Origin of the sequence: Pseudomonas sp. CVAP#3 (assembly GCF_018986375.1) — a bacterium.
Taxonomy (GTDB): domain Bacteria; phylum Pseudomonadota; class Gammaproteobacteria; order Pseudomonadales; family Pseudomonadaceae; genus Aquipseudomonas; species Aquipseudomonas helvetica.
On record NZ_JAHMSC010000008.1, the window covers coordinates 158,088 to 180,242 of the forward strand.

16 protein-coding genes are annotated in these 22,155 nt (G+C 60.8%); 9 read left to right on the forward strand and 7 right to left on the reverse strand.

The features are described from left to right. From KRR23_RS15915 to KRR23_RS15925, 3 genes are all read right to left on the reverse strand, one after another. A complete protein-coding gene (locus tag KRR23_RS15915; protein ID WP_216743284.1) occupies positions 1–1,590 on the reverse strand; it encodes a DHA2 family efflux MFS transporter permease subunit in 1,590 nt (529 codons plus the stop codon). Continuing rightward, positions 1,587–2,714 (reverse strand): HlyD family secretion protein, encoded by a 1,128-nt coding sequence (locus KRR23_RS15920; RefSeq protein WP_216743285.1) that lies wholly within the window; start codon positions 2,712–2,714, stop codon positions 1,587–1,589. The genes KRR23_RS15915 and KRR23_RS15920 overlap by 4 nt, the downstream gene beginning before the upstream one ends. 102 nt (positions 2,715–2,816) lie before the next feature. After that, positions 2,817–3,581 carry a helix-turn-helix transcriptional regulator gene (locus tag KRR23_RS15925; protein WP_216743286.1) on the reverse strand — a complete coding sequence of 255 codons (765 nt, stop codon included), beginning with the start codon at positions 3,579–3,581 and terminating at the stop codon, positions 2,817–2,819. 100 nt (positions 3,582–3,681) lie between these two features. On the opposite strand from KRR23_RS15925, the gene KRR23_RS15930 reads away from it, so the two are divergent. The 4 genes from KRR23_RS15930 to KRR23_RS15945 all read left to right on the forward strand — a co-directional run bounded on the left by KRR23_RS15930 (position 3,682) and on the right by KRR23_RS15945 (position 13,045). Further along, the gene (locus KRR23_RS15930; protein ID WP_216743287.1) at positions 3,682–4,839 is read left to right on the forward strand and encodes an MFS transporter; all 1,158 of its coding nucleotides are present in this window, start codon (positions 3,682–3,684) and stop codon (positions 4,837–4,839) included. Between the two features lie 166 nt (positions 4,840–5,005). Next, on the forward strand, positions 5,006–6,676 hold the full coding sequence (locus KRR23_RS15935; protein ID WP_253912143.1) for a ShlB/FhaC/HecB family hemolysin secretion/activation protein: 1,671 nt from the start codon (positions 5,006–5,008) through the stop codon (positions 6,674–6,676). 107 nt (positions 6,677–6,783) lie between these two features. After that, the gene (locus tag KRR23_RS15940) at positions 6,784–11,562 is read left to right on the forward strand and encodes a hemagglutinin repeat-containing protein (RefSeq protein WP_216743289.1); all 4,779 of its coding nucleotides are present in this window, start codon (positions 6,784–6,786) and stop codon (positions 11,560–11,562) included. A 775-nt stretch (positions 11,563–12,337) separates the two neighbouring features. After that, positions 12,338–13,045, forward strand: coding sequence for a transporter (locus KRR23_RS15945; protein ID WP_216743383.1), 708 nt, complete (start codon positions 12,338–12,340; stop codon positions 13,043–13,045). 92 nt (positions 13,046–13,137) lie between these two features. Here KRR23_RS15945 and KRR23_RS15950 read toward each other — a convergent pair whose 3' ends face one another. Beyond that, positions 13,138–14,289, reverse strand: coding sequence for an MFS transporter (locus KRR23_RS15950; RefSeq protein ID WP_216743290.1), 1,152 nt, complete (start codon positions 14,287–14,289; stop codon positions 13,138–13,140). Positions 14,290–14,517: 228 nt separating this feature from the next. On the opposite strand from KRR23_RS15950, the gene KRR23_RS15955 reads away from it, so the two are divergent. Beyond that, positions 14,518–15,699 carry an SRPBCC family protein gene (locus KRR23_RS15955; protein WP_216743291.1) on the forward strand — a complete coding sequence of 394 codons (1,182 nt, stop codon included), beginning with the start codon at positions 14,518–14,520 and terminating at the stop codon, positions 15,697–15,699. Positions 15,700–15,781: 82 nt separating this feature from the next. Then, positions 15,782–16,774 carry a diaminopimelate epimerase gene (locus KRR23_RS15960; RefSeq protein WP_216743292.1) on the forward strand — a complete coding sequence of 331 codons (993 nt, stop codon included), beginning with the start codon at positions 15,782–15,784 and terminating at the stop codon, positions 16,772–16,774. A 30-nt stretch (positions 16,775–16,804) separates the two neighbouring features. On the opposite strand, the gene codA is transcribed toward KRR23_RS15960, so the two are convergent. The 3 genes from codA to KRR23_RS15975 all read right to left on the reverse strand — a co-directional run bounded on the left by codA (position 16,805) and on the right by KRR23_RS15975 (position 19,671). Then, the gene (codA, locus tag KRR23_RS15965) at positions 16,805–18,043 is read right to left on the reverse strand and encodes a cytosine deaminase (RefSeq protein WP_216743293.1); all 1,239 of its coding nucleotides are present in this window, start codon (positions 18,041–18,043) and stop codon (positions 16,805–16,807) included. A 97-nt stretch (positions 18,044–18,140) separates the two neighbouring features. After that, a complete protein-coding gene (gene queD / locus KRR23_RS15970) occupies positions 18,141–18,497 on the reverse strand; it encodes a 6-carboxytetrahydropterin synthase QueD (protein WP_019692825.1) in 357 nt (118 codons plus the stop codon). Positions 18,498–18,591: 94 nt separating this feature from the next. Further along, positions 18,592–19,671: a patatin-like phospholipase family protein gene (locus KRR23_RS15975; RefSeq protein WP_216743294.1), complete on the reverse strand. Its 1,080-nt coding sequence runs from the start codon at positions 19,669–19,671 to the stop codon at positions 18,592–18,594. Between the two features lie 152 nt (positions 19,672–19,823). On the opposite strand from KRR23_RS15975, the gene KRR23_RS15980 reads away from it, so the two are divergent. Genes KRR23_RS15980 through KRR23_RS15990 form a run of 3 tightly spaced genes read left to right on the forward strand, consistent with a single transcriptional unit; the run spans position 19,824 to position 22,116 of the window. Then, positions 19,824–20,138, forward strand: coding sequence for a PepSY domain-containing protein (locus KRR23_RS15980; protein WP_216743295.1), 315 nt, complete (start codon positions 19,824–19,826; stop codon positions 20,136–20,138). Next, a complete protein-coding gene (locus tag KRR23_RS15985) occupies positions 20,138–20,806 on the forward strand; it encodes a response regulator transcription factor (protein ID WP_216743296.1) in 669 nt (222 codons plus the stop codon). Before KRR23_RS15980 ends, KRR23_RS15985 begins: the two co-directional genes overlap by 1 nt. Further along, complete coding sequence (locus tag KRR23_RS15990) at positions 20,803–22,116, forward strand: sensor histidine kinase (RefSeq protein WP_216743297.1); 1,314 nt, start codon at positions 20,803–20,805, stop codon at positions 22,114–22,116. The genes KRR23_RS15985 and KRR23_RS15990 overlap by 4 nt, the downstream gene beginning before the upstream one ends. Positions 22,117–22,155: the final 39 nt, after the last annotated feature.

Sequence of the window (22,155 nt, forward strand, 5' to 3'; positions counted from 1 at the left end):
TCAGTGATCGGCCACGGGCGCCGTGGGCGGTGCCACCTTGCGCATCAGTGGCACCATGGCGGTGGCGACGATAAAGCACAGCATGATCATCAAAAACGCATCGCCATAGGTTTGCGTCTGCGCTTCGCGGTAGGTCAGCAGCCACAGTTGGTGCAGGCTGGCAGTCACGCCCGCGTCGCCGCTCTGACCCTGGGTGGCGAAGTTGCTGCCGACCTGTGACAACCACTGGTTCAGGGCTTCATTGCTGCTGTTGAGGTGCTCGGCCAGTCGCGTGAAGTGCAGGTTGGTGCGGTCATTGAGGATCGTCGCGCAGGCGGCGATGCCGATCGCACCTCCCAGGTTGCGCATCAGGTTGAACAACCCCGACGCATGCTTCAACCGCGCCGGGGCCAGCCCGCCCAGGGTCAGCGTCACCGCCGGTGGCACCGCCAATTGCTGGGCAATCCCGCGCAACGCTTGCGGCAGTATCAACTCCCGCGCGCCCCAGTCATGGGTGATCGGGCTGAAGTCCCACATCGACAATGCGAACAGCCCAAGGCCGGTCATCATGATCCAGCGCAGGTCGACGCGGTTGGCCAGAAAGGCATACAGCGGAATCGCCATGATCTGGAACACCCCGGTGGAAAACACCGCCAGACCAATGTCCAGTGCGCCATACCCGCGTACCCGACCGAGAAACAGCGGTGTCAGGTAAATGGTCGCGAACAGGCCGATCCCGGTGACGAATGAAAAGAAGCAGCCGAGGGCAAAGTTGCGGTCTTTCAGCGCCCGCAGATCAACGATCGGGTTGGCCACGTGCAAGCTCCGGCCGATGAATGCCAAGCCTGCCAGCCCGGAAATCCACGCGGTGGTCAGAATCGTCTGGTCGCTGAACCAGTTCCAGCGCGGACCTTCCTCCAGGGTGTATTCCAGGCAACCGAGAAACAGCGCCATGAACACCATGCTCAGGTAATCCGCGCCCTTGAGCAGGGACAATTCCGGCTGGTCGATTTTCACCAGCATCGGCACCGCGACGGCGACGAAAATCCCCGGCACCAGGTTGATGTAGAACAGCCAGTGCCAGGACGACACGTCGGTGATCCAGCCGCCAATCACCGGCCCCAAGGTCGGCGCCAATGAGGCCACTGCGCCGATGGTCGCGGCAGCGATCACCCGTTGTTTGCCGGTGAAGAAAAAGAATGCCGTGGTGAACACCAGCGGGATCATCGAGCCGCCAAGAAAACCTTGCAGGGCCCGGAAGGCGATCATGCTCTGGATGTTCCAGGCCGCGCCGCAGAGCAGGCTGGCGAGGGTGAAACCGACGGCCGAAGCGCAGAACAGCCAACGGGTGGAAAACACCCGCGACAACCACCCTGACAGCGGAATCACGATGATTTCAGCGATCAGGTAGCTGGTTTGCACCCAGGCGGTTTCGTCGGTGCCGGCCGAAAGTCCGCCGCCGATGTCACGCAGCGAGGCTGAAACAATCTGGATATCCAGCAGCGCGATGAACATGCCGATGCACATGGTAGCGAAGGCAAACACTTTGGTCGCCGTCGCCATGTTCGCGGCATTGAACGGTACTGCCTGGGCGGTGAGGGCGCGGCTCATGGTGCGCTGGCCTGGGTTATGGCAACGGTTGATTCCTTGGGTGCGGTTTTGGTATCAACCGATGCGGTCACCGACAGCCCCGGACGCAACTGGCCGAGTACGCCGTCGGACGGATCGAGGAGGATCCGCACCGGCACTCGCTGGACGATTTTGGTGAAGTTGCCGGTGGCGTTTTCCGGTGGCAACACACTGAACTGCGCGCCAGTGGCTGGCGCCAGGCTGTCCAGATGGCCATGGAATTCGCGGCCCGAAAGCACGTCGGCATGAATGCTCACGCGCTGCCCCGGCACCATGTGCGCGAGCTGATCTTCCTTGAAGTTGGCATCGACCCAGAGTCCGCTGGCCGGCACCACCGAGAGCAGTTGCGAACCGGCCTGGGCATAGGCGCCAACCCGCGCCCGACGGTTGCCGATCACCCCGTCGACCGGCGCGCGCAGTTCGGTGTAGCCGAGGTTCAGCTGGGCCAAATCACGTTCGGCACGCGCCTGCATCAACGCCGCCTTGGCTTGTTGCTTGCGAGTGGCGATCACGTCCAGCTGCCGTTGTGTCGCGAGCAACTCGGCCTGTGCCCGGGCACTCTGCGCTTGAGCCGTCTTGAAGGTGGCATCGGCGCGTTGCGCACTTTCCACCGACACTGCATTACTGCCGACCAGCTTCTTGTAGCGGGCATTGTCATCCCGCGAGCGGGCGGTTTCCGCGCCTGCGGCATCGATCCCGGCACGCGCCTGGCCGATCACCGCATGCTGCAATTGCTCCGTGGCATCGAGATTGGCCAGCAGCGCTTCTTGCGCGGCAACGGCCCCTTCGGCCTTGGCCAGGCTGGCGCGATAGTCGCGTGAATCAAGGCGGATCAGCAGGTCGCCAGCCTTGACGCGTTGGTTGTCGGTCACCAGCACTTCTTCGACATAACCGGCGACTTTCGGCCCGATCACCGTCACGTCGCCACCGATGTAGGCGTCGTCGGTTTCTTCGATGAAGCGGCCGCTGGTCCACCAGTGCGAACCGTAGAGGGCGATCAACGCCAGGGCAATGAGGCCCGCAACGGCGAGCAGTAAGCGCTTGAGCAGAGGAGGGCGCGCAGGTTGCACGGCAAGGGAAGGATCAACGGCGTTCAGGCTGGTCATGGCAATCCCCTGTGGGGTAGCAGTCGTTATTACGATCATAATATGATGCAAGTAATATTTTCTGACAAATGATTTTTCCGGCCGCTCGTCGGTTGCCGATGATCATTTGAAATAAGTGCCTGGCGTCTTGCCGGTCATGGCCTTGAAAAAGGCGATGAACACGCTGTCGCTGGCAAAGCCCAGTTCAAAAGCGCTGTAACTGATGTTGCGACCGGTAGCGAGCAGTTCGATGGCGCGCATCAGTCGCCACTGCTGTCGCCACTGCTGATAACCCATGCCGGTTTCCCGCTGGAAAATCCGCCCGATGGTTTTGCTGCTGGCGCCGACCCTTGTCGCCAATACCTGCAATTGCGGCGGCAGTTGTTCGGGGACGCTCAGCAACGGCGCCAGGCGTTTATCCCGAGGCAAGGGCAGCAGCATCGGCTGGTGGATGGCTTCGCGGATTTCACTCAGGCACAGCCCGAGCAAATGCACGAATTTGCCCTGACGCCAGTCTGTGTCGAACGGGGCCATGGCGATCGGCTCCAATACCGCACGCAGCAATGGGCTGACCTCGATCACGCAGACCTGATGGGGTAATTGAGTCGAGAGTGGCGGCGTCAGGTAAATGGACCGGTAGTCGACGCTCTGTTGCATCACCGCACGATGGCGTACTCGTGGTGGAATCCATGCCGCGCGCGATGGCGGTAACAGGCAGAGCTGGTCGGCCAGGGTAATCCGGGTGCAGCCCCGGCGGGTGAACAGCAATTGCCCGCGCTGATGCTGGTGCAGGCCCGAGTCGTGGTCGCCCAGGCTTGCGGCAATGCCGATGACATCGGCCTCATGAGTGTCCGGGTCGAAGGAGGTTTGTGCTTCAAGCCAGGCCATAAGGTTGTCCGATTTTAGTGGTTTGTTGTCAAGATCTGGATAATACGTCAGTGACGGCTCCTTAAAATCACCGCCAGTCCTTCTTGGTGAGTAAGCCGTCATGAATTCAAACAACCTGTTACCCCTGGCCGTTGCCTTGTTGATGTTCGGGCAGGTCGCGCAAACCCTCTACAGCCCTGCGCTGGCCGATATTGGCCAGGCATTTGAAGTGACGTCCGCAGCCGCTGCGCAGGTCCTGTCGGTGTATTTCCTGGCGTTCGCTGCAGGTGTAGTGGTGTGGGGGCGGCTTTGTGATCGCATCGGTCGGCGACCGGCGATGCTCGCCGGTTTGGCGTTGTATGCCTTGGCCTCGGTCATGGCGCTGGGTGTCAGTACTTTCAGTGGTCTGCTGGCGGCGCAAGCGCTGGCGGCCTTCGGTGCAGCGGTCGGTTCGGTAGTGACGCAAACCCTGTTGCGCGACTGCTTCAGTGGCCCGGCGCTGGTCCGAGTGTTTTCGATGGTCGGCATGGCGCTGGCGATCAGTCCGGCGTTGGGTCTGTTTATCGGCACCAGCCTGGTCAGCGGGTTTGGCTATCGAGGCGTATTGGTTTGCCTGCTGATACTGGCATTGATCCTGTTCGGCTGGAGCGCCTGGACCTTGCCGGAAACCCGACCGGACAACGTCTCGATACCACCATTGTTCGCTACCTTGCGGCAGATGCTGCAAGACATGGCGATCTGGCGTGCTGCGTTATTGGTGGCAGTGTTCAACATCGCTCTGTTCAGCTATTACAGCCTGGGGCCCTTTGAGTTTCAGCGTTTGGGATTGGGTCCTGAATTGTTCGGCTATAGCGGTGTGGTCCTGGCGCTGGGATCGGGGTTGGGGGCGGCGTTGAACAAACATTTGCTCAAGCGCGGCGTGAAGGGTACGCAACTGATCGGCATTGCGGCCGTGGTGGCATTGCTCGGCGCGCTGGGTGTACTGGGATTGCACAGCAGCGTCTGGTTTCTCGCGCCGATGCTGTTGGTGGTCCTGGCATTCGGGATGGCGATACCGAATATCCTCGGCTCAGCGTTGACCGGTTATGGCGATCGATTGGGTACTGCCGGTGCGCTGTTTGGCTTGATGTATTACCTGTTGATCGGCAGTGGTCTGATGCTTGCGGCCTGGAGCCAATTTTTGGGTGGGACGCTGTTGATGTGTGGGGTTCTGGCAGTGTTTTTGAGCGGGTGGATGAACGCGTACGGCCTGATCGGCAAAAACTGTAGTGATGTTTAATTATTAAATACGACGTAGGCAACGTCTTGCATTTGTGTAGTCAGGGTTTGACTATCACGCCAATTGATAGCGTGGCATTAGGCCAGTTAATCGAATGCAAGGATGTTGAGTGGCGTTTTCGCTTTCCGTTGTTCCGCGTTTTTCCACCCCCTTCTTTCCACGTTTGTTGGCCGCGCTGCTGAGCCTGAGCATCGCTGCGCTCCAGGCTGCAGAACCCTCGGCACTCGGCCAGGAAGGGCTGCGTCAGCAACAGCAGCAACAACGCGATCTGCAACAACTGCAACTGGAACAACGTCGCCGCCAATTGCAACGCGGCAGCTTTGGACCGGCGCCAAGTACTCCGGCGTTGCCCGCGCAGGTCACTGCCGATGAACGTTGCTGGCCCTTGAGCGGGACGCGCATTGGCGGCGTCACCTTGTTGAACCGCCGTGAACTGAATGAGCAACTCAAGCCGCAGATCGCTTCGTGCATGGGGGTTGGCCAGATCAATCATCTGCTGGCGACCATCACCCGCTTGTATGTGGATGCCGGTTACATCGCCAGTCGACCGTACCTGGTCAGCGCCCCGGCGGCCGGTCAGTCGCTGGATATCCGGGTCGATGAAGGTTACGTCGAGTCCATCGAACTGCAGGATCAGAGCTTGCCGGTCGCACTGGGCGGGGTCTTTCCCGGCATGCTCGGCAAGCCGCTGAACCTGCGCGATCTGGAGCAGGGCCTGGATCAGTTGAACCGCTTGCGCTCACTCGATCTGACGGCCGACATCGCCCCCGGCAGCCAGCCCGGTGCCTCGCGGATCATTTTGCGTTCTCGCAGCAGCGCAGCCTCGCGCTGGGCCTTGGGGCTGGGCCTGGACAACCTCGGCAGCGCCAGCACCGGGCGTGATCGCGACACCTTGAGCCTGAGTCTGGACAGCCCGTTGCAGCTCAACGATTTGCTCAGCATCAATCTCAGCGACACCCTCAATCACGGCCCGCGATATAGCCGCAACGCCAGCCTGTATTACGCCATTCCGTACGGTTACTGGACGTACAGCCTGTTCGCCAGCCATGCCGAATACCGCGCGCCGTTCAAACTCAGCAGCACCACGCTGTATAGCCGCGGGTTGACCGACCAGCTCAGCCTGCGCGCCGACCGTGTGTTGTGGCGTGATCAGGGGCATCAGCTCAGCGCCAGCCTGCAACTGGCGCACAAGGACGTCGACAGTTATCTGGAGAACATTCGCCTCGGCATTCAGAGCCCGACGCTGACTGTGGCCGAAGCCGGGTTGAACCTGTTCTGGCTCAACAGCGCGGTGTGGAACCTCGACATCAACTATGCCCAGGGGCTGCGTTGGTTGGGGGCGGACGACGATGCTCAGCGCCAGAACAGCAACCTGCCCAAGGCGCAATTTCGCAAATACCGCGCGAACCTCAATCAGTGGCGCAATGGCCAGTTCGCCGGGCAAGCCTGGCAGTGGCAGAGCCAGCTCTCGCTGCAATACAGCCCCGATCCGCTGCCCGCCATCGAACAACTGCTGGGCACCGACGACTCCGCTGTTCGTGGCTACCGAGAGAACAGCGCATCCGGCGCCACCGGAGCGATCTGGCGCAACACCTTGCGCTTGCCACTCAACAGCGGCCTGCCGGTGCAAATCACCCCGCGCCTGGGCCTGGACAACGGTTGGCTCAAGGCCGATCACGACGCTCAAGGCCAACGGCTGAGCGGTGCCAGCGCCGGGCTCAACCTGAGCTGGAAAAACCTGCAAGTCGACATCGATTACCAACGCAGCCTCAACACACCCAAGGGGTTTGTCCAGGAGCCCGAAACCTGGCTGATGCGCCTGGGCCTGCAGATATGAAAACCGCCATCCCCGACAGCCTGAAACAGCCGCGATATCTGAGCGCGACAGCAGCGGCGTACTCCCCAACGCGCAACTGGATTCAGCCCATTTATTGAGAGGTTCTCATGCCGATAGAAAAGTTCGCGTTTCACCTTTCCCCTCGGGGCAAGTTGCGTTGGGCGATTGCCAGCCTGTTTCTCGTTGCCCAACTGCCTCAGGCGCTTGCCGGTGGCTTGACGGTCGCCCCCGGTCCGGGCGGCACCCCGCAGCTGCAAAATCAGGCCGGTGTACCGATCGTCAACATCGTTGCGCCCAATGGCGGCGGTCTGTCGCATAACCAGTTTCTCGATTACAACGTCGACCGGCAGGGGCTGGTGTTGAACAACGCCCTGCAAGCCGGGCAGTCGCAACTCGCCGGGCAATTGGCCGCCAACCCGCAGTTTCAGGGTCAGGCAGCGAGCGTGATCCTCAACGAAGTGATCAGCCGTAACGCCTCGGCCGTCAACGGCGCGCAGGAGATTTTCGGGCGCCCGGCCGACTACGTGCTGGCCAACCCGAACGGTATCTCGGTCAATGGCGGCAGCTTCATCAACACTCCGAATGCCAACCTGGTGGTCGGTCGTCCCGAGCTGAACGACGGTAAATTGCAGGGGCTCAACACCCGTGACGCCACCGGCAATTTGCAGATCCAGGGCCAGGGCCTGACGAACCGCGAAGGCAGCATCAACCTGATCGCCCCGCGCATCGACAGCCAGGGCCGCATCGATGCGCGCGACCAATTGAACCTGACTGCCGGCCGCAATCAGCTGGATTACGCGAGCGGTCAGGTGCGCAACGTCGACCCGGCCGGCAACACTCAGGATTCGCGCATTGATGCCAGCCTGTTCGGTGCCATGCAGGCCGGACGCATCAACATTGTCAGCACCGCCGAAGGCGCGGGTGTGCGGGTCGGCCCGGTCCAGGTTGAAGGCCGTGACGGCGTGAAAATCCAGTCCGCGGGTGACTTGCAGATCAGTGGCCAGGCACTGCCCAACAGTCTCGACGTCACTCGCAGCGCGGTACGCAGCAGCCAGGGTGATGTTGCGTTGCGCGGTGACAAGGACCTGACCTTGGCGGCGGCGGATGTCAGTGGCCGCAACGTCAAGCTCGATGCCGGGCGTAACCTCACGCTGAGCAGCGTCGAAGCGCGCAAGCTTCAGGAGAAACGTGAGAACTGGAATAACAGCACCATTGGCATCACGTGGGAAACCTACGACCGGACCCAGACCGACAGTGACTCGCGCCAGCACGGCAGCCAGGTCGTGGCCAGTCGCAATGCCGAACTCTCGTCCGGTGCCAGCACCGAACTCAAGGCCGCCAAGGTTGAGGCCGGCGAAACCCTGAAGGTCGACAGCGGTGCTGATGTGCGCCTGACGGCGGCGACCGAAACCCGCACCCAGACCGATCAGGGCAACCACCGCAAGCACCTGTGGAAAGCCGATTGGAACAACAGCAGCGAAGAGCAACGCAGCGTCACCAGCCAGTTGAAGGCCGGCAAGAACATCGCGATCAGCAGCGGCGAGCTGTTGTCCTCCCAAGGCGCAGAGCTGAGCAGCAAGGGCGACATTCACCTTGCTGGCAAACAGGTCGACATCAGCAGCGCCAGCCGTACGCAACGCAGCAGCAAGAACGGTTATTCGGGCGATCTGGTCGGTGGCGGGTTCTTCGGCAAGACCGGCGATGCCGATCAGGGCAAGACCCTGAACCAGGGCAGCAAGATCAACGCCGACGGCAAGTTGATCGTCAAGGCTGACGGCGTGCGCATCAGCGGCAGTCAGGTGCGTGGCCGGACCGAGGCCAGCGTCATCAGTGACAAAGGCTCGCTGACTATCGATGGCGTGCAGAACACCTCGCACAGCAACAGCCATGACAAGGACAGCAAATTCTTTGGCATTGCCAAGGACGAAAACCGCCAGAACCTCAAGGGCAGCACCACCGTCAACAGCCAGCTGAGCTCCGACAGTAACCTTGCGCTCAAAAGCGCCAAGGACATTGATGTGGTCGGCGCCACGGTCTCGGCCGGTGGTTCGCTGAGTGCGGACGCGACGGGCAAGTTGACAGTCAGCTCGGCCCAGAACACTTCCGACAGCAGCACCTCGAGCCAGAATCGTGGTTTCGACGCTTACGCCAGGGAAAACGCGCCAGGCGCCGGTCAGTACCGCGCCGGCATTCACTATGAAGACAAACAACAAACCACCACCGCCAATGAAACCCGTCAGCAGGGATCGAGTCTGACCGGCGCCAACGTCGAACTGACGGCGGGCGGCGACCTGACGCTCAAAGGCGCCAACGTCAAAGCCAGTGCCGGTGATGTCAGCCTCAGTGGGCAGAACGTTGCGCTGTTGGCTGAACACGACAGCACCTCAAGCGCCACGGATACCACCAGTAATGGCGGCGGTTTCTATTACACCGGTGGTCTGGATCGCGCCGGCAGTGGCGTCGATTTCGCCCACAGCAGCAGTCAGGACAGCACCGCCAAAACCACCGCTCGCACCACGGGCGTCGAGAGCAGCGGCAAGCTGCAGATCAACGCCGGCAACGGCACGCTGACCACTCAGGGCGCGCAGGTTGCCGCCGGTTCGACGCTTCAGGTCACGGCGGGGCGGGTCGACAATCAGGCTGCCAATAACACCGACAGCAGTTCTCACAAAGAGAACAACTGGTCGGCCGATGTCGGTGCCAACGTCGAGTACAAAGGCATCGCCCGGCCTGTTGCCAAAGCCATTGAAGGCGTGGCCCAGAGCAAGGTTCAGCAACCGGGTTTGCTGGATAACCTGACGCAGCCGAATGTCGGCATCGATGTCGAGGTCGGTCATTCGAACAACAGCCGTAGCGAGCAAAACAGCAACGCTGTGGTCAGCCAGTTCAAGGGCGGGGCGGTTGGTGTTCAGGTGGCCGGTGAATTGAAGGATCAGGGCAGCCAATACCGTGCAACCGACGGCGCGTTGACGATCAAGGCTGACAGTCAGGTCGCGACGGCGGCCGCCAACACTCACAGCAGCAGCGAGCAAGCGGTGGATGCCAAGGTCGGCGTTCGTGTCTACACCACCACCGGCGAAGACGTGAACGTGCGCGGCAGCGGGGCGGGCGGTAGCCGCCAGACTTCCGAGACCAGCTCCAAAGCTGTGGTTGGCAGCTATGTCGGCAATCAGGGCGTGAAGATCGATCTGCGGGGTGACGGCCAGTACGAAGGCAGTCAGTTCGACGGCGGGCAGGGCGGTGTGGCGATCAAGACCGGCGGCAATCTGGCGCTGAATCAGGCCAATGACCATCAGAGCAGCAGCACTTCCAGCCTGCGTGGCGATGGCTCGCTGACGGTCGGCACCAACCCCGGTGCCGAAGGCAGCAACGTCAATCTGGGCGCCGGTTTCCAACTCGATCACAAGGCCAACCAGACCGACGACAGCCAGGCCCGGGTCGCGAGTATTCAGGGCAAAGGTCCGGTGCAGTTGAGCAGTGGCGGTGATCAAGTGCTGCAAGGCACCACCATCGGCACGGTGGTGAACAAGGCGGCTGATATCTCGCTGAACGCCGGCGGCAAGCTCGATCTGCAAGCTGCGACGGACACTCACAGCGCCAATGGCAGCAATCTGGGCGGTGGCCTCAATCTCGGTGGCGGTAAAAGCAGCACCGAGAAAAGCAGCGGCTTGAATGGCAACCTGAGTGCCAATTTCAACATCGGTCGGGTAGGTGAAAACAGCCAGAGCCTGAAGGGTGGCAGCCTGAACAGTCAGGGGCCGGTGCTGCTGAGCAGCGGCTCCAGCGCTGCTGATGCCATCCACCTGCAAGGCACTCAGGTCAATGCGCCAAGCGTGACCCTTGATGCACAACGAGGCGGGATCTATCAGGAGTCAGCGCAATCGACTCAGGCCATCAACAACTGGGGACTGACCCTCGGCGCTGGCGGTAATGCGAGCAAGTCCACGCCGTCGGCGACTAACGATCAGGACGTTGCCAAGAGCGGCCACGGCTTCGACGCGCGAGCGAAAATCGACGTCGACAACCGCAACAGCACTACCCAGAACAACAGCCATATCCAGGCTGACAGCGTGGTGCTGAACAGCGCTGGTGACACCCGGTTGGCCGGTGCCCGCATCGACGCCAAACAAGTCAGCGGCCAGGTTGGCGGAGATCTCACGGTTGAAAGCCGTCAAGACCATGAGAGCAGCGTCAAGGTCGGCATCGATCTGCGTTTGAATGCAGAGAAGAATCAGCCAGGCGCCGTCGGCAAACTGGCCAAGACTACCGGCCCGCTCAAGGACAAGGTTGAGGGCAAGGCCCAGGAGGCATTCGACAGCCATCGCGGTAAGCTGGAAACCGCCGTCGACAAAAGTGTTGAGGGTCTGGCTTCGGCCAAGGACTCACTGACCCGCAGTGGCAGTTACTCGCTCAACGCGAAAGACTCCGCCGGCAGCAAGGTCGCCGACGCGACCCAAAGCGCGCTGTTCGGCGACAAGAGCGGTGAAACCTCGTACACCCCGACGCTGTACCTTGACGTCAGCCACACCAGCAAAAACAGCGTTACCCAGGCGTCCGGCATCAGCGGCAGCCAAGGTGTCGACCTTCGGGTCGGCGGAGAAACACAACTGACCGGCGCACGGATTTCTGCCAAGGAAGGCTCAGTGGATCTGGGTGGCTCCAGGGTCACCAGTACCAGCCTCAGCGGCAGCGACTACCGAGCCGATGTTGGCCTCAATCTGTCCAAGTCTGCGGTCAACCTGGCGACCGGCGCCAAGGACGAACTCACCCAAACGCCTGACGCCGCCACGGCCAAGGATCGCAAGTTCAACCTCGGCCCGCTGAGCGCCGGTGGCCATTACGAGACTCAGGTGCTGCAAGCCGGTATCGACGAGAAAAGCCTCTAAACCGGATCAGGCCGGTGATCGGTATCACTGGCCTGCGCTAACGACAAAGCCCCTCTCCTGGCAACAGGAGGGGGGCTTTGCTTTCGACTGCGGTAACTAATAAGTTCACTTATTATTTCTGTCGGCTACCTGAACATCATTCAGAAAACAGTGCGCGTTCTCTGTTGAGTGCGGACAAGTCAGTAACTCGGTGGATATACTCTGGCGCATCCGAAGAACGACTATTTAGTTGAGAAGATATCGCTGATCAAGCACTTGGGTAGTGTTTGTTTGTGCGTGCGCCTATCAGAAATAAGTGTGCTGATGTTTCGTGATGTGTGTCAGTGTGTGTAACTGGTTTTTTGATAGTGAACGCTGTTGGTGGCGGTCTGTATGGGTTTCAAGGCAGGCTTGGTTGCCGGTAGCAGACGTTTTCGGATGAAATAAAGTTGTCATAATTTGAAACTAATTCTGTCCGGCCAAGTTGGGTAGTCGTGCCTCGTCATGGCCGTTAATGAAAGATCAGGAGCGTCGAAGATGACCGAAGAACCTAGTTGTAACTCTCAACGCCCGAGCACTGCCTTATTGTTGAAGACATTAACTTTAGCCGTCGCAAACCCTCCTCGTTATAGGCATGAGGAGCATTTGCGTGAACAAGTATTCAAGGTCGATCATGCCAAACTACACACCTTGCCGCACCGTCCGGACCGCCCACTCGAAAATCACTGCGCAGGCCGTTGAGGCCGGTTCATTCACTGCTTTTCTTCAAGATCTGTCTCCCCACAAACGCGGGGTCATGCGGCAAAACCTGGTGTTTGTCGGAGTGGCCGTTGGCGTCTCCCTCCTGCTGACACTGTCGTCCAAAGCCCATGCCGCCGGTGGCCCCTATGTGGTCGACGACGGTTCGATCAATGCCCCCGGCGAATGCAACGTCGACGTCTGGTACAAAAGCCAGCGCCACCAACAATCGAACCATGAAACGGAGCTGTCCCAGGACTGCACGTTCAAGGCGCTGCCCTCGGTGCAGTTCGGCGCCGCGGTGTCCCACGGCCACGACGATGGCGACAGGGAGACCCAGGTCAGCCCGAAGATCAAGGCGCAGGTGTTCAGCGATGAGGATCTGGGACTGGAAGTGGCCCTTGCCGCAGGCGCGAACTTTGCCCTCAACCGCCGCCACTCCTTCGATGGCGCCGACCTGACCCTGCCCATGACGTATCAGCCTGTCGAGTCGTTGCGCCTGAACGTCAGCACCGGCTGGACCCATGAATACGACGACGGCAGACAGAAACGCAGTTGGACCTGGGGCACAGGCGTTGAGTACGCGCTGGCCGAATCCCTGACGCTGATTGCCGAACGCTTCGGCCAGCAGGGTGCAGATCAGGGCTGGCAGGCCGGACCTCGTCTGCATCTGGGAAAAAAGGTTGATATCGATCTGGTGGTCGGACGCCACCTGAACAACGACCGTGAACGGTGGCTTGCCACGGGTGCCACGCTGCGTTTTTAAACAGCCGGCTGTTCAGTTCACCTCACCCGCCAGTGCATTGTGGCGGGTGATGGTGTGAAAGATCGCAGGCTGCGATCTTTTGCTTTATTGATTCAAACCTTCAACGCCTTGCCACCGACTGCCACCGCCAGCAGCAACACCGCGATCAACCCGAAGGCAAAGCTCAAGCTGCTGCCATGGGCGATAAAGCCGATCACCGCAGGCCCGGCCAGAATGCCCGCATACCCCAATGTCGTGATGGCGGGCACGGCGATGTTTTCCGGCATGACGTTCTGTTTGCCGACAGCGGTGTACAGCACCGGCACGATGTTCGAGCACCCGACCCCGACCAGCGCATAACCGATCAGCGCGGCTTCCCAGGCCGGTGCCAATGTTGCCAGCAGCAAACCGGCAGCCGCGGTCAAACCGCCAAACACGATCACGCGCGTGGCCCCCAGCTGATGCACGATGGCATCGCCCATCAGCCGTCCGACCGTCATGGTCAAGGCGAACGCGGCATAGCCCAGTCCGGCATACGCGGTGTCGAGCTCACGCTCTGAGGTCAGGAACACCGCGCTCCAGTCCAGCACCGCGCCTTCGGCCAGGAACACGATAAAGCACAGGCTGCCGATAAACAGCACCACGCCATGGGGAATGGCGAACGCCGGTCCCGAGCTTTCGCTGCCGTAGGGCAACAGATGGGGCGCAGCCTTGAGCAACGACACCAGCAGAAACACGATCACCACCAAGGTCGCGCCCAACGGCGAAATACCCAGGCCGAGCAGGGCGCTGACACCGGCCGCGCCAACGATCCCGCCGAGGCTGAACAAGCCGTGAAAGCCCGACATCATGGTCTTGCCGCTGGCGCGCTCGACGATCACCGCTTGCAGGTTTACCGTCGAATCCACCGTGCCCAACCCGGCCCCGAACAGGAACAGCGCAGCGATCAGCAGCGGGATCGACGACACCGTCGCCAGCAGCGGCAGTGCCAGGCAGATCAACAGCGTGCCGCCACTGAGCACCCGTCGACAGCCGAAGCGCGAGGCCAGCATACCGGCCATCGGCATCGCCAGAATCGAACCGACTCCCAGGCACAGCAACAACAAGCCGAGCGTGCCGTCATCGAGCCCGGCCCGGGCTTTGGCGTAAGGCACCAGCGGCGCCCACGCGGCGACGCCGAAGCCTGCAATAAAGAAGGCGATGCGCGTCGACATCTGTTCGAGGCGCCCGGGGATGAGTGGGGTTTGGGTGTTGATGGCAGTCATGAAAGTCCTTGGCCAAAACGCCAGCGCCCATCCTGCAGGCTGTTGCCGCCTATGGCGCTGCGCAAAGTGCAACATCCTTGCATATCAGGTGCAGTCCGGCGAGGCCGACCGTACAAGCACCTGTTACTTCTTACAGTTTACGGCGACGGTTTTTGCGCATAGAACAAAGCCTGCTTCATCGCGCTGACTCAAGAAGAGTCTGCGTTTCTCCAGTACCGGGAGTCGATGATGGATCATCAAACGCAGGTTTCCCTTTCAAGAAAAATTTTCAGCCTGATCGACGAACGGGGTACCAGCATGGCGGACTCGGTGTCGTTGAACCCGGTGTCGTCTTACACCTGCGCGCAGCAATTGGAACGTGAGCAACGTGCGTTGTTTCGGGCGCGGCCGTTGCTGATGGGGCTGAGTTGCCGGCTGGTTCACCCGGGCGATTATTTGACTGATGATTTGTCTGGTGTGCCCATAGTGGTTGTGCGAACCGCAGAGGGCAGATTGAACGCCTTCATCAATGTCTGCCGGCATCGCGGGGCGAAACTGCTGGAAGGCACTGGTCGTTTGGCATCCGTGCTGTCCTGTCCCTATCACGGCTGGACCTACGATTTGCACGGCAAGCTTGTACAGCTGGCTCCTTCAGGCGGCTTTGATGGCCTGGAGCGTACCGAGCGCAATCTGGTCGCGTTGTCGGTGGTCGAACGCAATGGCTTGATCTGGGTACATCCAACCCCGGGAATGACGATCAATATCGACGCTCGATGGGGCGCGCTGAATGATGAGCTCGCCGGGTACGATTTCCAGCGTTTTGCGCACTATGAAACGCGCCTCCTGCACCGGTCGTTCAACTGGAAAATCGTGATTGATACCTTTCTTGAAAACTGGCATTTCCCGTTTGTGCACCGGGCAACGGTCTTATCGATATTTTTGCCGGCTATCAGCCAGTTCGAGGCCTTTGGCCTTAACGCCCGGTTGATCATGCCGCGGCGTTCGATCCTCCAGATGCGTGACAGTCCCGAGGACCGCTGGAATTTGCTCAAGCATTCGCTCGTCATCTACCTGCTGTTCCCCAACACGCTTTTACTCTGGCAGGGCGATCACCTTGAGATCTGGCGGGCCTTCCCATCCAGATCAGGGGCTGTGGACCAGTGTGTGGCCGAGGTTTCACTCTATACCCCACGGGCTGCAACGACTGAGCGCGAGCGTAAGTTCTGGGACAAGAATATGGCGCTGCTGATCGATACGGTAGACGGTGAAGACTTCAAGCTCAGTGAACATCTGCAGAAAGGCTTCACGTCCGGGGCTCAGGAGCATTTGACCTTCGGTAAAAACGAGCCGGCGCTGCAACATTTTCATCGGGCGATACAGGCTGCGCTGGAGCCGGTTTGCGAGTCGCTGATTGCCTGCAGGTTGCTGTAAATCATCGCTGCTGAATACGTGCGATCCGGAGCGCCGGGGCCTAAAGTAACGGTTCCTTTCTGGCCGGGTTCAGGATCATTGCATGACGACGTTTTACGATGCTCGCGGGAATATCTACGCGGTTGTGGCGCCTGAAACACTGCGCCAACAGGGTATTGAACTGCCTGATCAGGCCGCTCTGGCAGCTAAACAGCGCGCCGACTGGACGCTTGCGGCCATCCAGGCGTTTTGCAGTTGGGCCCCGGGCACCCAACCGGCCGGTGCCAAGGAGCATTGTTCGGATGGCTTGCTGGTCGGCCCGTTTCAGGCTGCGCCACCGTTTGACCTGTTGATCGTCAACACCGACGGGACGTTGGCCGAGCGCAGTGGCAATGGCTTGACGATTTTTGCCCAGGCGCTGACTGAACAGGGCTTGATGCCGGCGCACGAGCGTTGCCTGCTCAAGGTTCACCATGACAAAGGCGGTGCCGTGTCGCCTGTCGAAACCTCGGTAACGCCTGCGCAGGTCGACGGCGTACAGGGTTTCTGGCTGGACCTGGGGAAACCGGCCTTCGGGCCGAATGCGCTGGGGGCTCAGGCGGTCGAGGCGCGGACATTGAATCAACGTGAGTTGAGCCATCTGCCGATGCTCGCGCGGCTGAATCCGCTTTGGGCTCACAGTCAGTTCGTGCGGATCGGCAATCCCCATTGTGTGACGCTGGTGGCGGATGCCGAGGCGTTGCCGAGTAATGAGCAGATGCGCGAACCCGGGTTGTCGACTGACCTCACGCGCATCGCTTTTGCGCCACCGTGCGGGACTGGCGAGCCTTGTGCGGCGGGCGTCAATCTGCAATGGGCGAGGCTGGAGTCCGAGCGTCGAATTGCTGCTCGGGTCTTCGAACGTGGGGAAGGCCCGACCGCGTCGTCCGGCACCAGCGCCAGCGCGGTGGCTTGCGCGGCGTGGAGTGTCGGTTGGGTGACGGCAGGGACTGTGGCGGTGGTTATGCCCGGTGGTACGGCGCCGGTGTTGCTCGAAGAGCAGGGTGGCGAACTCAGTCGGGTCAGTTTGTTCGGGACGGCGCGGTTGATGTCCTGATTTTGAAATCGCCATCGCGGGCAAGCCCGGTCAGCCAAAAAACTCGACCACCGGCATCTGCCGCTTCATCAACACTTTCCCGCCACGAATCGAGTACAGCGGCAAGCCCTGGCTGCGGATCACTTCGTAATCGCTGTCCGCCGACAGAATCAGCAAGTTCGCCGGACGTCCTGGCTCCAGCCCATAGCGATCACCCAGGGCCATGGCCTTGGCGCTGTTGTCGGTCACCAGGTCCAGCGCGGTTTGCAGGTTGCGGTAACCAAGCATGTGGCAGATGTGCAGTCCGGCTTCGAGCACCCGCAGGATGTTGCCGTTGCCCAGCGGATACCACGGGTCGACGATCGAGTCCTGGCCGAAACACACGTTCATCCCGGCTTCCAGCAACTCGTTGACCCGGGTAACACCTCGGCGTTTCGGGAACGTGTCGAAGCGCCCCTGCAGGTGAATGCTTTCGGTCGGACAGGAAACAAAACTGATCCCCGAATGCCCGAGCAAGCGAAAGAGCTTGGCGCAGTAAGCGTTGTCGTAGGAGCCCATGGCCGTGGTGTGACTGGCGGTCACCCGTGAACCCATGTCACGGCTGCGCGCTTCTTCGGCCAGCACTTCAAGAAAACGCGAATGCGGGTCGTCGGTTTCGTCGCAATGCACATCCACCAGGCAGTCGGTGCGCTCGGCCAGGTCCATCAGGAATTTCACCGAACTGACACCTTGATCGCGGGTGTACTCGAAATGCGGAATCCCGCCAATCACATCGGCACCGAGGAGAATGGCTTCCTCCATCAAATCGCGGCCATTGCGATAGGACTCGATGCCTTCCTGAGGGAAGGCGACGATTTGCAGGTCGATCAGGTGTCGACTCTCTTCACGCACTTCAAGCATTGCCTTGAGCGCGGTCAACTGCGGGTCAGTAACGTCGACGTGGGTGCGCACATGCTGGATGCCGTGGGCGGCGAGGGCGCTGATGGTCTTTTTGGCGCGGGTCTTGGTGTCTTCAGCGGTGATGGTCGCCTTGCGCTCGCCCCAGCATTCAATGCCTTCGAACAACGTGCCACTCATGTTCCAGCGCGGTTCGCCGGCGGTCAGCGTCGCATCGAGGTGGATGTGTGGCTCGACGAAAGGCGGCACCACCAGATTGCCACCTGCATCGAGGTCTTCGGGGCCGAGGGTCGGGGCTTCGGTCTGACGGGCGATGTTGGCGATCAGGCCGTTTTCCAGGTGCAGCTCATGCAGGCCTTCATGGTTGCGCAGGCGGGCGTTGATGATGTGCATGGGGACGGGTCCTTTTCTCGATCGATAGCGTCAGTGAATGCCTGAATCATAGGCATAAAAAAACCACCGGTCTCGGTGGTTTTTTTGATCCCCAGGCTTATTCGCCGTGGTAGATGCAACCGCTGGTGCAGGTTTCGTGGATGCGAATCGCGCTGAGTTCCGGCAGCAATGGCTTCAACTCATTCCAGATCCACTTGGCCAGGACTTCGCTGGTCGGGTTTTCCAGGCCGGGAATATCGTTCAGGTAGTTGTGGTCCAGGCGCTCGTAGAGCGGCTTGAAGATCGCCTTGATTTCCGAGAAATCGCGGATCCAGCCAGTGTGCGGATCGAGGTCGCCGCTCAGGTGAATCGCCACTTTGAACGAGTGACCGTGCAGGCGGCCGCACTTGTGACCTTCCGGGACGTGAGGCAGGCGGTGGGCGGATTCGAAGGTAAACTCTTTGAAGATTTCCACAGTGGTTTGAGCTCTGTCAGGTGGCTATCGCCCGCGGCGATGGGGCAGATCGCGAGTTTAACAGCTTGGGTTCGGGGTTGCGGGAAAACACTGACTAAAGGGTCAACAGCTGCTCGCCCAAACGCCCGCTGGCAGTCAGTTCGAGGAACTCGTCGCCGAGCCGCTGGCTCTCGTCCATGGCGGTTTTCCAGTATCTCTGGCGGCTGGCCGGGTCATCCATGAAGCGCTTGAAGTCGTTCCGGTCGGGTAATTTGCCGTAGGGCAGGCGCGACAGGTAGGCCTTCGACGGCGCCATCAGCAGCACATCCTGCAAACGCCCGGAATTGCCGCGTCGCCATGGCAGGGTTTTGTCGAACCAGCCGGGAATCACCCGATCGGTGAAATGCGGGTAGAGCACGATGTCGTCACCGCTGTACGGCAAGTCGAGGTGGTAATCCAGCAAGCCGCCATCGCGAAAAGTCCCGGCGCCTGCACCGGGCAGGTCTCGTACGCCTTCCATGACCATCGGGATCGAGCCCGACGCGAGCAAGGCCTGACGCAAGTTGTCGGCGTTCAGCGGGACGAAACGCGACGGGAAGTCATTCAGCGTGTTGAGCGGTGGCGCCAGGCGTGGGTCATGCACGATCAGCCGTTCGAAGTGTCGCGACAACCGTGAGCGCCCGCGCAAGTTGTCGGCGATCACCGATGACAAACCCAGCCCGAGCCGTCCGCGATGGTCGTCGGCGAGCAGGCCGTGGCTTTTCACAACCATGATGTTCAGCCGATAGAGCGGGTTGTCCAGCAGCCGCGCATCGTGCCCGTCGAGCAAGTCATGCAGCATGCGCCGCGAGCTCTGGCTGATCAGCGCCATGCTCATGCCCTTGGCAAAGCTCTGCGCGTTGTACAACTCACCGAGGCGTCTGATGCCTTCGGCGGCGTCCGGCAAACAGGCACTGGCGAAGCGCCAGGAGCCCACCGAGGCGCCGATCAACGAGCGCTCGCGCGGTGCGGCCGGTAGCCACTGGCCGAACAGCGCCAGGTCCAGACCTTGAATCCCCAACGCTTTCGGTCCGCCGGCGGCGCCGGGTAGCGTGCCGACCTCCAGGGCGCTCAAGCCGTTTTCGCGAATCCGCGTAAAGGCTCGTGGGCCGGCCTTGAGGGTCAGGGCAGGGAATTTGATGTGGATGGCGGTCATACCGGTCTCGATTTTTTGCAGGGTGTGTGCACAGGAATGAAGTGTAAATGCATCAATGATGGCAATTCAGTTTCAGTTAAGTTGATGCAGCTAGGGTGACGCCCCGGGTAATTTATGAAGAATACGCAGGCACTCCATGCTCAGGATATGTAATGAAGGTTAATCTGCGCGCCTATGGCCTGGCGACACTGACGCTCCTGGCATTTTGCTCGGTGGTAGCGGCCCGTGACCTGGATCAGGACGAAGCGCTTCGCCTGCGTCAGAAAGGCGTGATTCTACCGCTTGAACAGCTGTTGCAGCAGGCCATGGACCGCCACCCCGGCGCTAAATTGCTCGAAGCCGGGCTTGAAGAAAAGAATGGCATCTACATTTACGAAGTCGAGTTGCTGACCGCCGACGGCGTGGTACGCGAGCTGGACCTGGAAGCCGCCACCGGGCGCTTGATCAAAGACAAGGACGATGACTGATGCGCCTGCTGCTGGTGGAAGACCACGTACCGCTGGCCGACGAATTGATGGCCGGGCTCGATCGCCAGGGTTACGCCGTCGACTGGTTGGCCGATGGCCGCGATGCGCTGTATCAGGGCCGCTCTGAACCTTACGACCTGATCATTCTCGATCTGGGGCTGCCAGGGTTGCCGGGGCTTGAGGTGCTCGGCCAATGGCGGACTGCGGGCCTGGCCACGCCAGTGCTGGTGCTGACCGCGCGCGACTCCTGGGCCGAACGCATCGAAGGGCTCAAGGCTGGCGCCGACGACTACCTGAGCAAACCGTTTCACCCGGAAGAACTGCACCTGCGGATTCAAGCGTTGCTGCGACGCTCCCACGGCCAGGCCAATCAGCCGACGCTCAAGGCGGCCGGGTTGCAGTTGGACGAGGGCCGTCAATGCGTGATTCGCGACGACGCCGACATTCAGCTGACCGCTGCCGAGTTCCGCCTGTTGCGCTATTTCATGCTGCACCCGGAGCAGATCCTTTCCAAAAGCCACCTGGCCGAACACCTCTACGACGGTGAAACCGAACGTGACTCGAACGTGCTGGAAGTTCACGTCAATCACCTGCGGCGCAAACTCGGCCGCAGCGTGATCGACACCCGTCGCGGTCAGGGTTACCTGTTCGGTGGGCAAACCCGGTGAGGTCGATTCAACGGCGTTTGAGCCTGGGACTGATCAGCGTCATGGTGGTGGTCGGTCTGGTGCTGGCGCAAACCAGTCTGTGGTTGTTCGAAGTGGGCTTGCAGCGTTATCTGGAAGCCGGGTTGCGCAATGACAGTGAAAACCTGCTGATGGCCTTGGTACGAGGGCCGCAGGGTTTGCAGCTGGACGAACGGCGCCTGGCGCCGGCTTACCAGCGACCGTTCTCCGGGCATTATTTCCATATCGACTTCGCCGACAACCACTGGCGCTCACGTTCGCTGTGGGATCAGGAATTACCGCTGCTCGATCATCCCGGGCTGCACAGCAACCTGCAACTGGGCCCGGAAGGCCAGCAATTGCTGGTCCTGCGTGCGGACTACCGGCGATTGGGGCAATCCATCTCCATCAGCGTGGCGCAGGACTACACCCCGGTGCGCGAGAGCTTCCAGCGCATGCGCCAGGTCGGGCTGGGGTTGGGGCTGACGGGGTTGCTGCTGATTCTGGTGTTGCAGCGGGTCACCGTGCGCCGCGCCTTGCGACCGCTGGAAAACGCCCGCGAGCAGATCGCTCAGTTGCAACAAGGGCAACGCTCGCAACTGGACGATCAAGTGCCGCTGGAATTGGTGCCTTTGGTGGCGCAGATCAACCATTTGCTCGCGCACACCGAAGACAGCCTCAAGCGTTCGCGCAATGCCCTGGGTAACCTCGGTCATGCACTGAAGACGCCACTGGCGGTGCTGTTGAGCCTGGCGTCGGGCGAAAAACTCGACGCCCATCCCGAACTGCGCAAGATCCTTCGCGAGCAACTCGCACAGGTTCAGCAGCGACTCAATCGCGAATTGAATCGCGCGCGCCTGGCCGGCGATGCCTTGCCAGGTGCGCAGTTCGATTGCGCTGCCGAGCTGCCGGGATTGCTGGCGACCCTGAACATGATCCACGGCGACCACTTGAACCTCGACTACACGGCACCGTCCGGTTTGCACTTGCCTTGGGATCGTGAGGATCTGCTGGAACTGCTCGGCAATCTGCTGGATAACGCCTGCAAATGGGCGGATGCCGAGGTGCGCTTGAGCATCGTCGAGATGGATGAAGGGTTTGTGCTGGCCGTGGAAGACGATGGGCCGGGGATTCCCGAAGCGCAGCGCGATCAGGTGTTCAGTCGCGGCACGCGGCTGGATGAGCAGACTGACGGGCATGGTCTGGGGCTTGGGATCGTGCGCGACATTGTTGAGGCGTGGGGCGGGGAGATGGTGTTGCAGGAGAGTGAGTGGGGCGGGTTGAAGGTTGTGGTCGAGTTGCCCAGGCGCTGAAACCTGTGGCGAGGGAGCTTGCTCCCGCTCGACTGTGCA

Coding starts and splice junctions, on each gene's coding strand:
- KRR23_RS15980 (WP_216743295.1), top strand. CDS start 19,824: ATGAAGGTTAATCTGCGCGCCTATGGCCTGGCGACACTGACGCTCCTG.
- KRR23_RS15985 (WP_216743296.1), top strand. CDS start 20,138: ATGCGCCTGCTGCTGGTGGAAGACCACGTACCGCTGGCCGACGAATTG.
- KRR23_RS15925 (WP_216743286.1), bottom strand. CDS start 3,581: ATGGCCTGGCTTGAAGCACAAACCTCCTTCGACCCGGACACTCATGAG.
- KRR23_RS15945 (WP_216743383.1), top strand. CDS start 12,338: ATGCGGCAAAACCTGGTGTTTGTCGGAGTGGCCGTTGGCGTCTCCCTC.
- KRR23_RS15920 (WP_216743285.1), bottom strand. CDS start 2,714: ATGACCAGCCTGAACGCCGTTGATCCTTCCCTTGCCGTGCAACCTGCG.
- KRR23_RS15960 (WP_216743292.1), top strand. CDS start 15,782: ATGACGACGTTTTACGATGCTCGCGGGAATATCTACGCGGTTGTGGCG.
- KRR23_RS15950 (WP_216743290.1), bottom strand. CDS start 14,289: ATGACTGCCATCAACACCCAAACCCCACTCATCCCCGGGCGCCTCGAA.
- KRR23_RS15955 (WP_216743291.1), top strand. CDS start 14,518: ATGGATCATCAAACGCAGGTTTCCCTTTCAAGAAAAATTTTCAGCCTG.
- codA (WP_216743293.1), bottom strand. CDS start 18,043: ATGCACATCATCAACGCCCGCCTGCGCAACCATGAAGGCCTGCATGAG.
- KRR23_RS15975 (WP_216743294.1), bottom strand. CDS start 19,671: ATGACCGCCATCCACATCAAATTCCCTGCCCTGACCCTCAAGGCCGGC.
- KRR23_RS15930 (WP_216743287.1), top strand. CDS start 3,682: ATGAATTCAAACAACCTGTTACCCCTGGCCGTTGCCTTGTTGATGTTC.
- KRR23_RS15915 (WP_216743284.1), bottom strand. CDS start 1,590: ATGAGCCGCGCCCTCACCGCCCAGGCAGTACCGTTCAATGCCGCGAAC.
- KRR23_RS15940 (WP_216743289.1), top strand. CDS start 6,784: ATGCCGATAGAAAAGTTCGCGTTTCACCTTTCCCCTCGGGGCAAGTTG.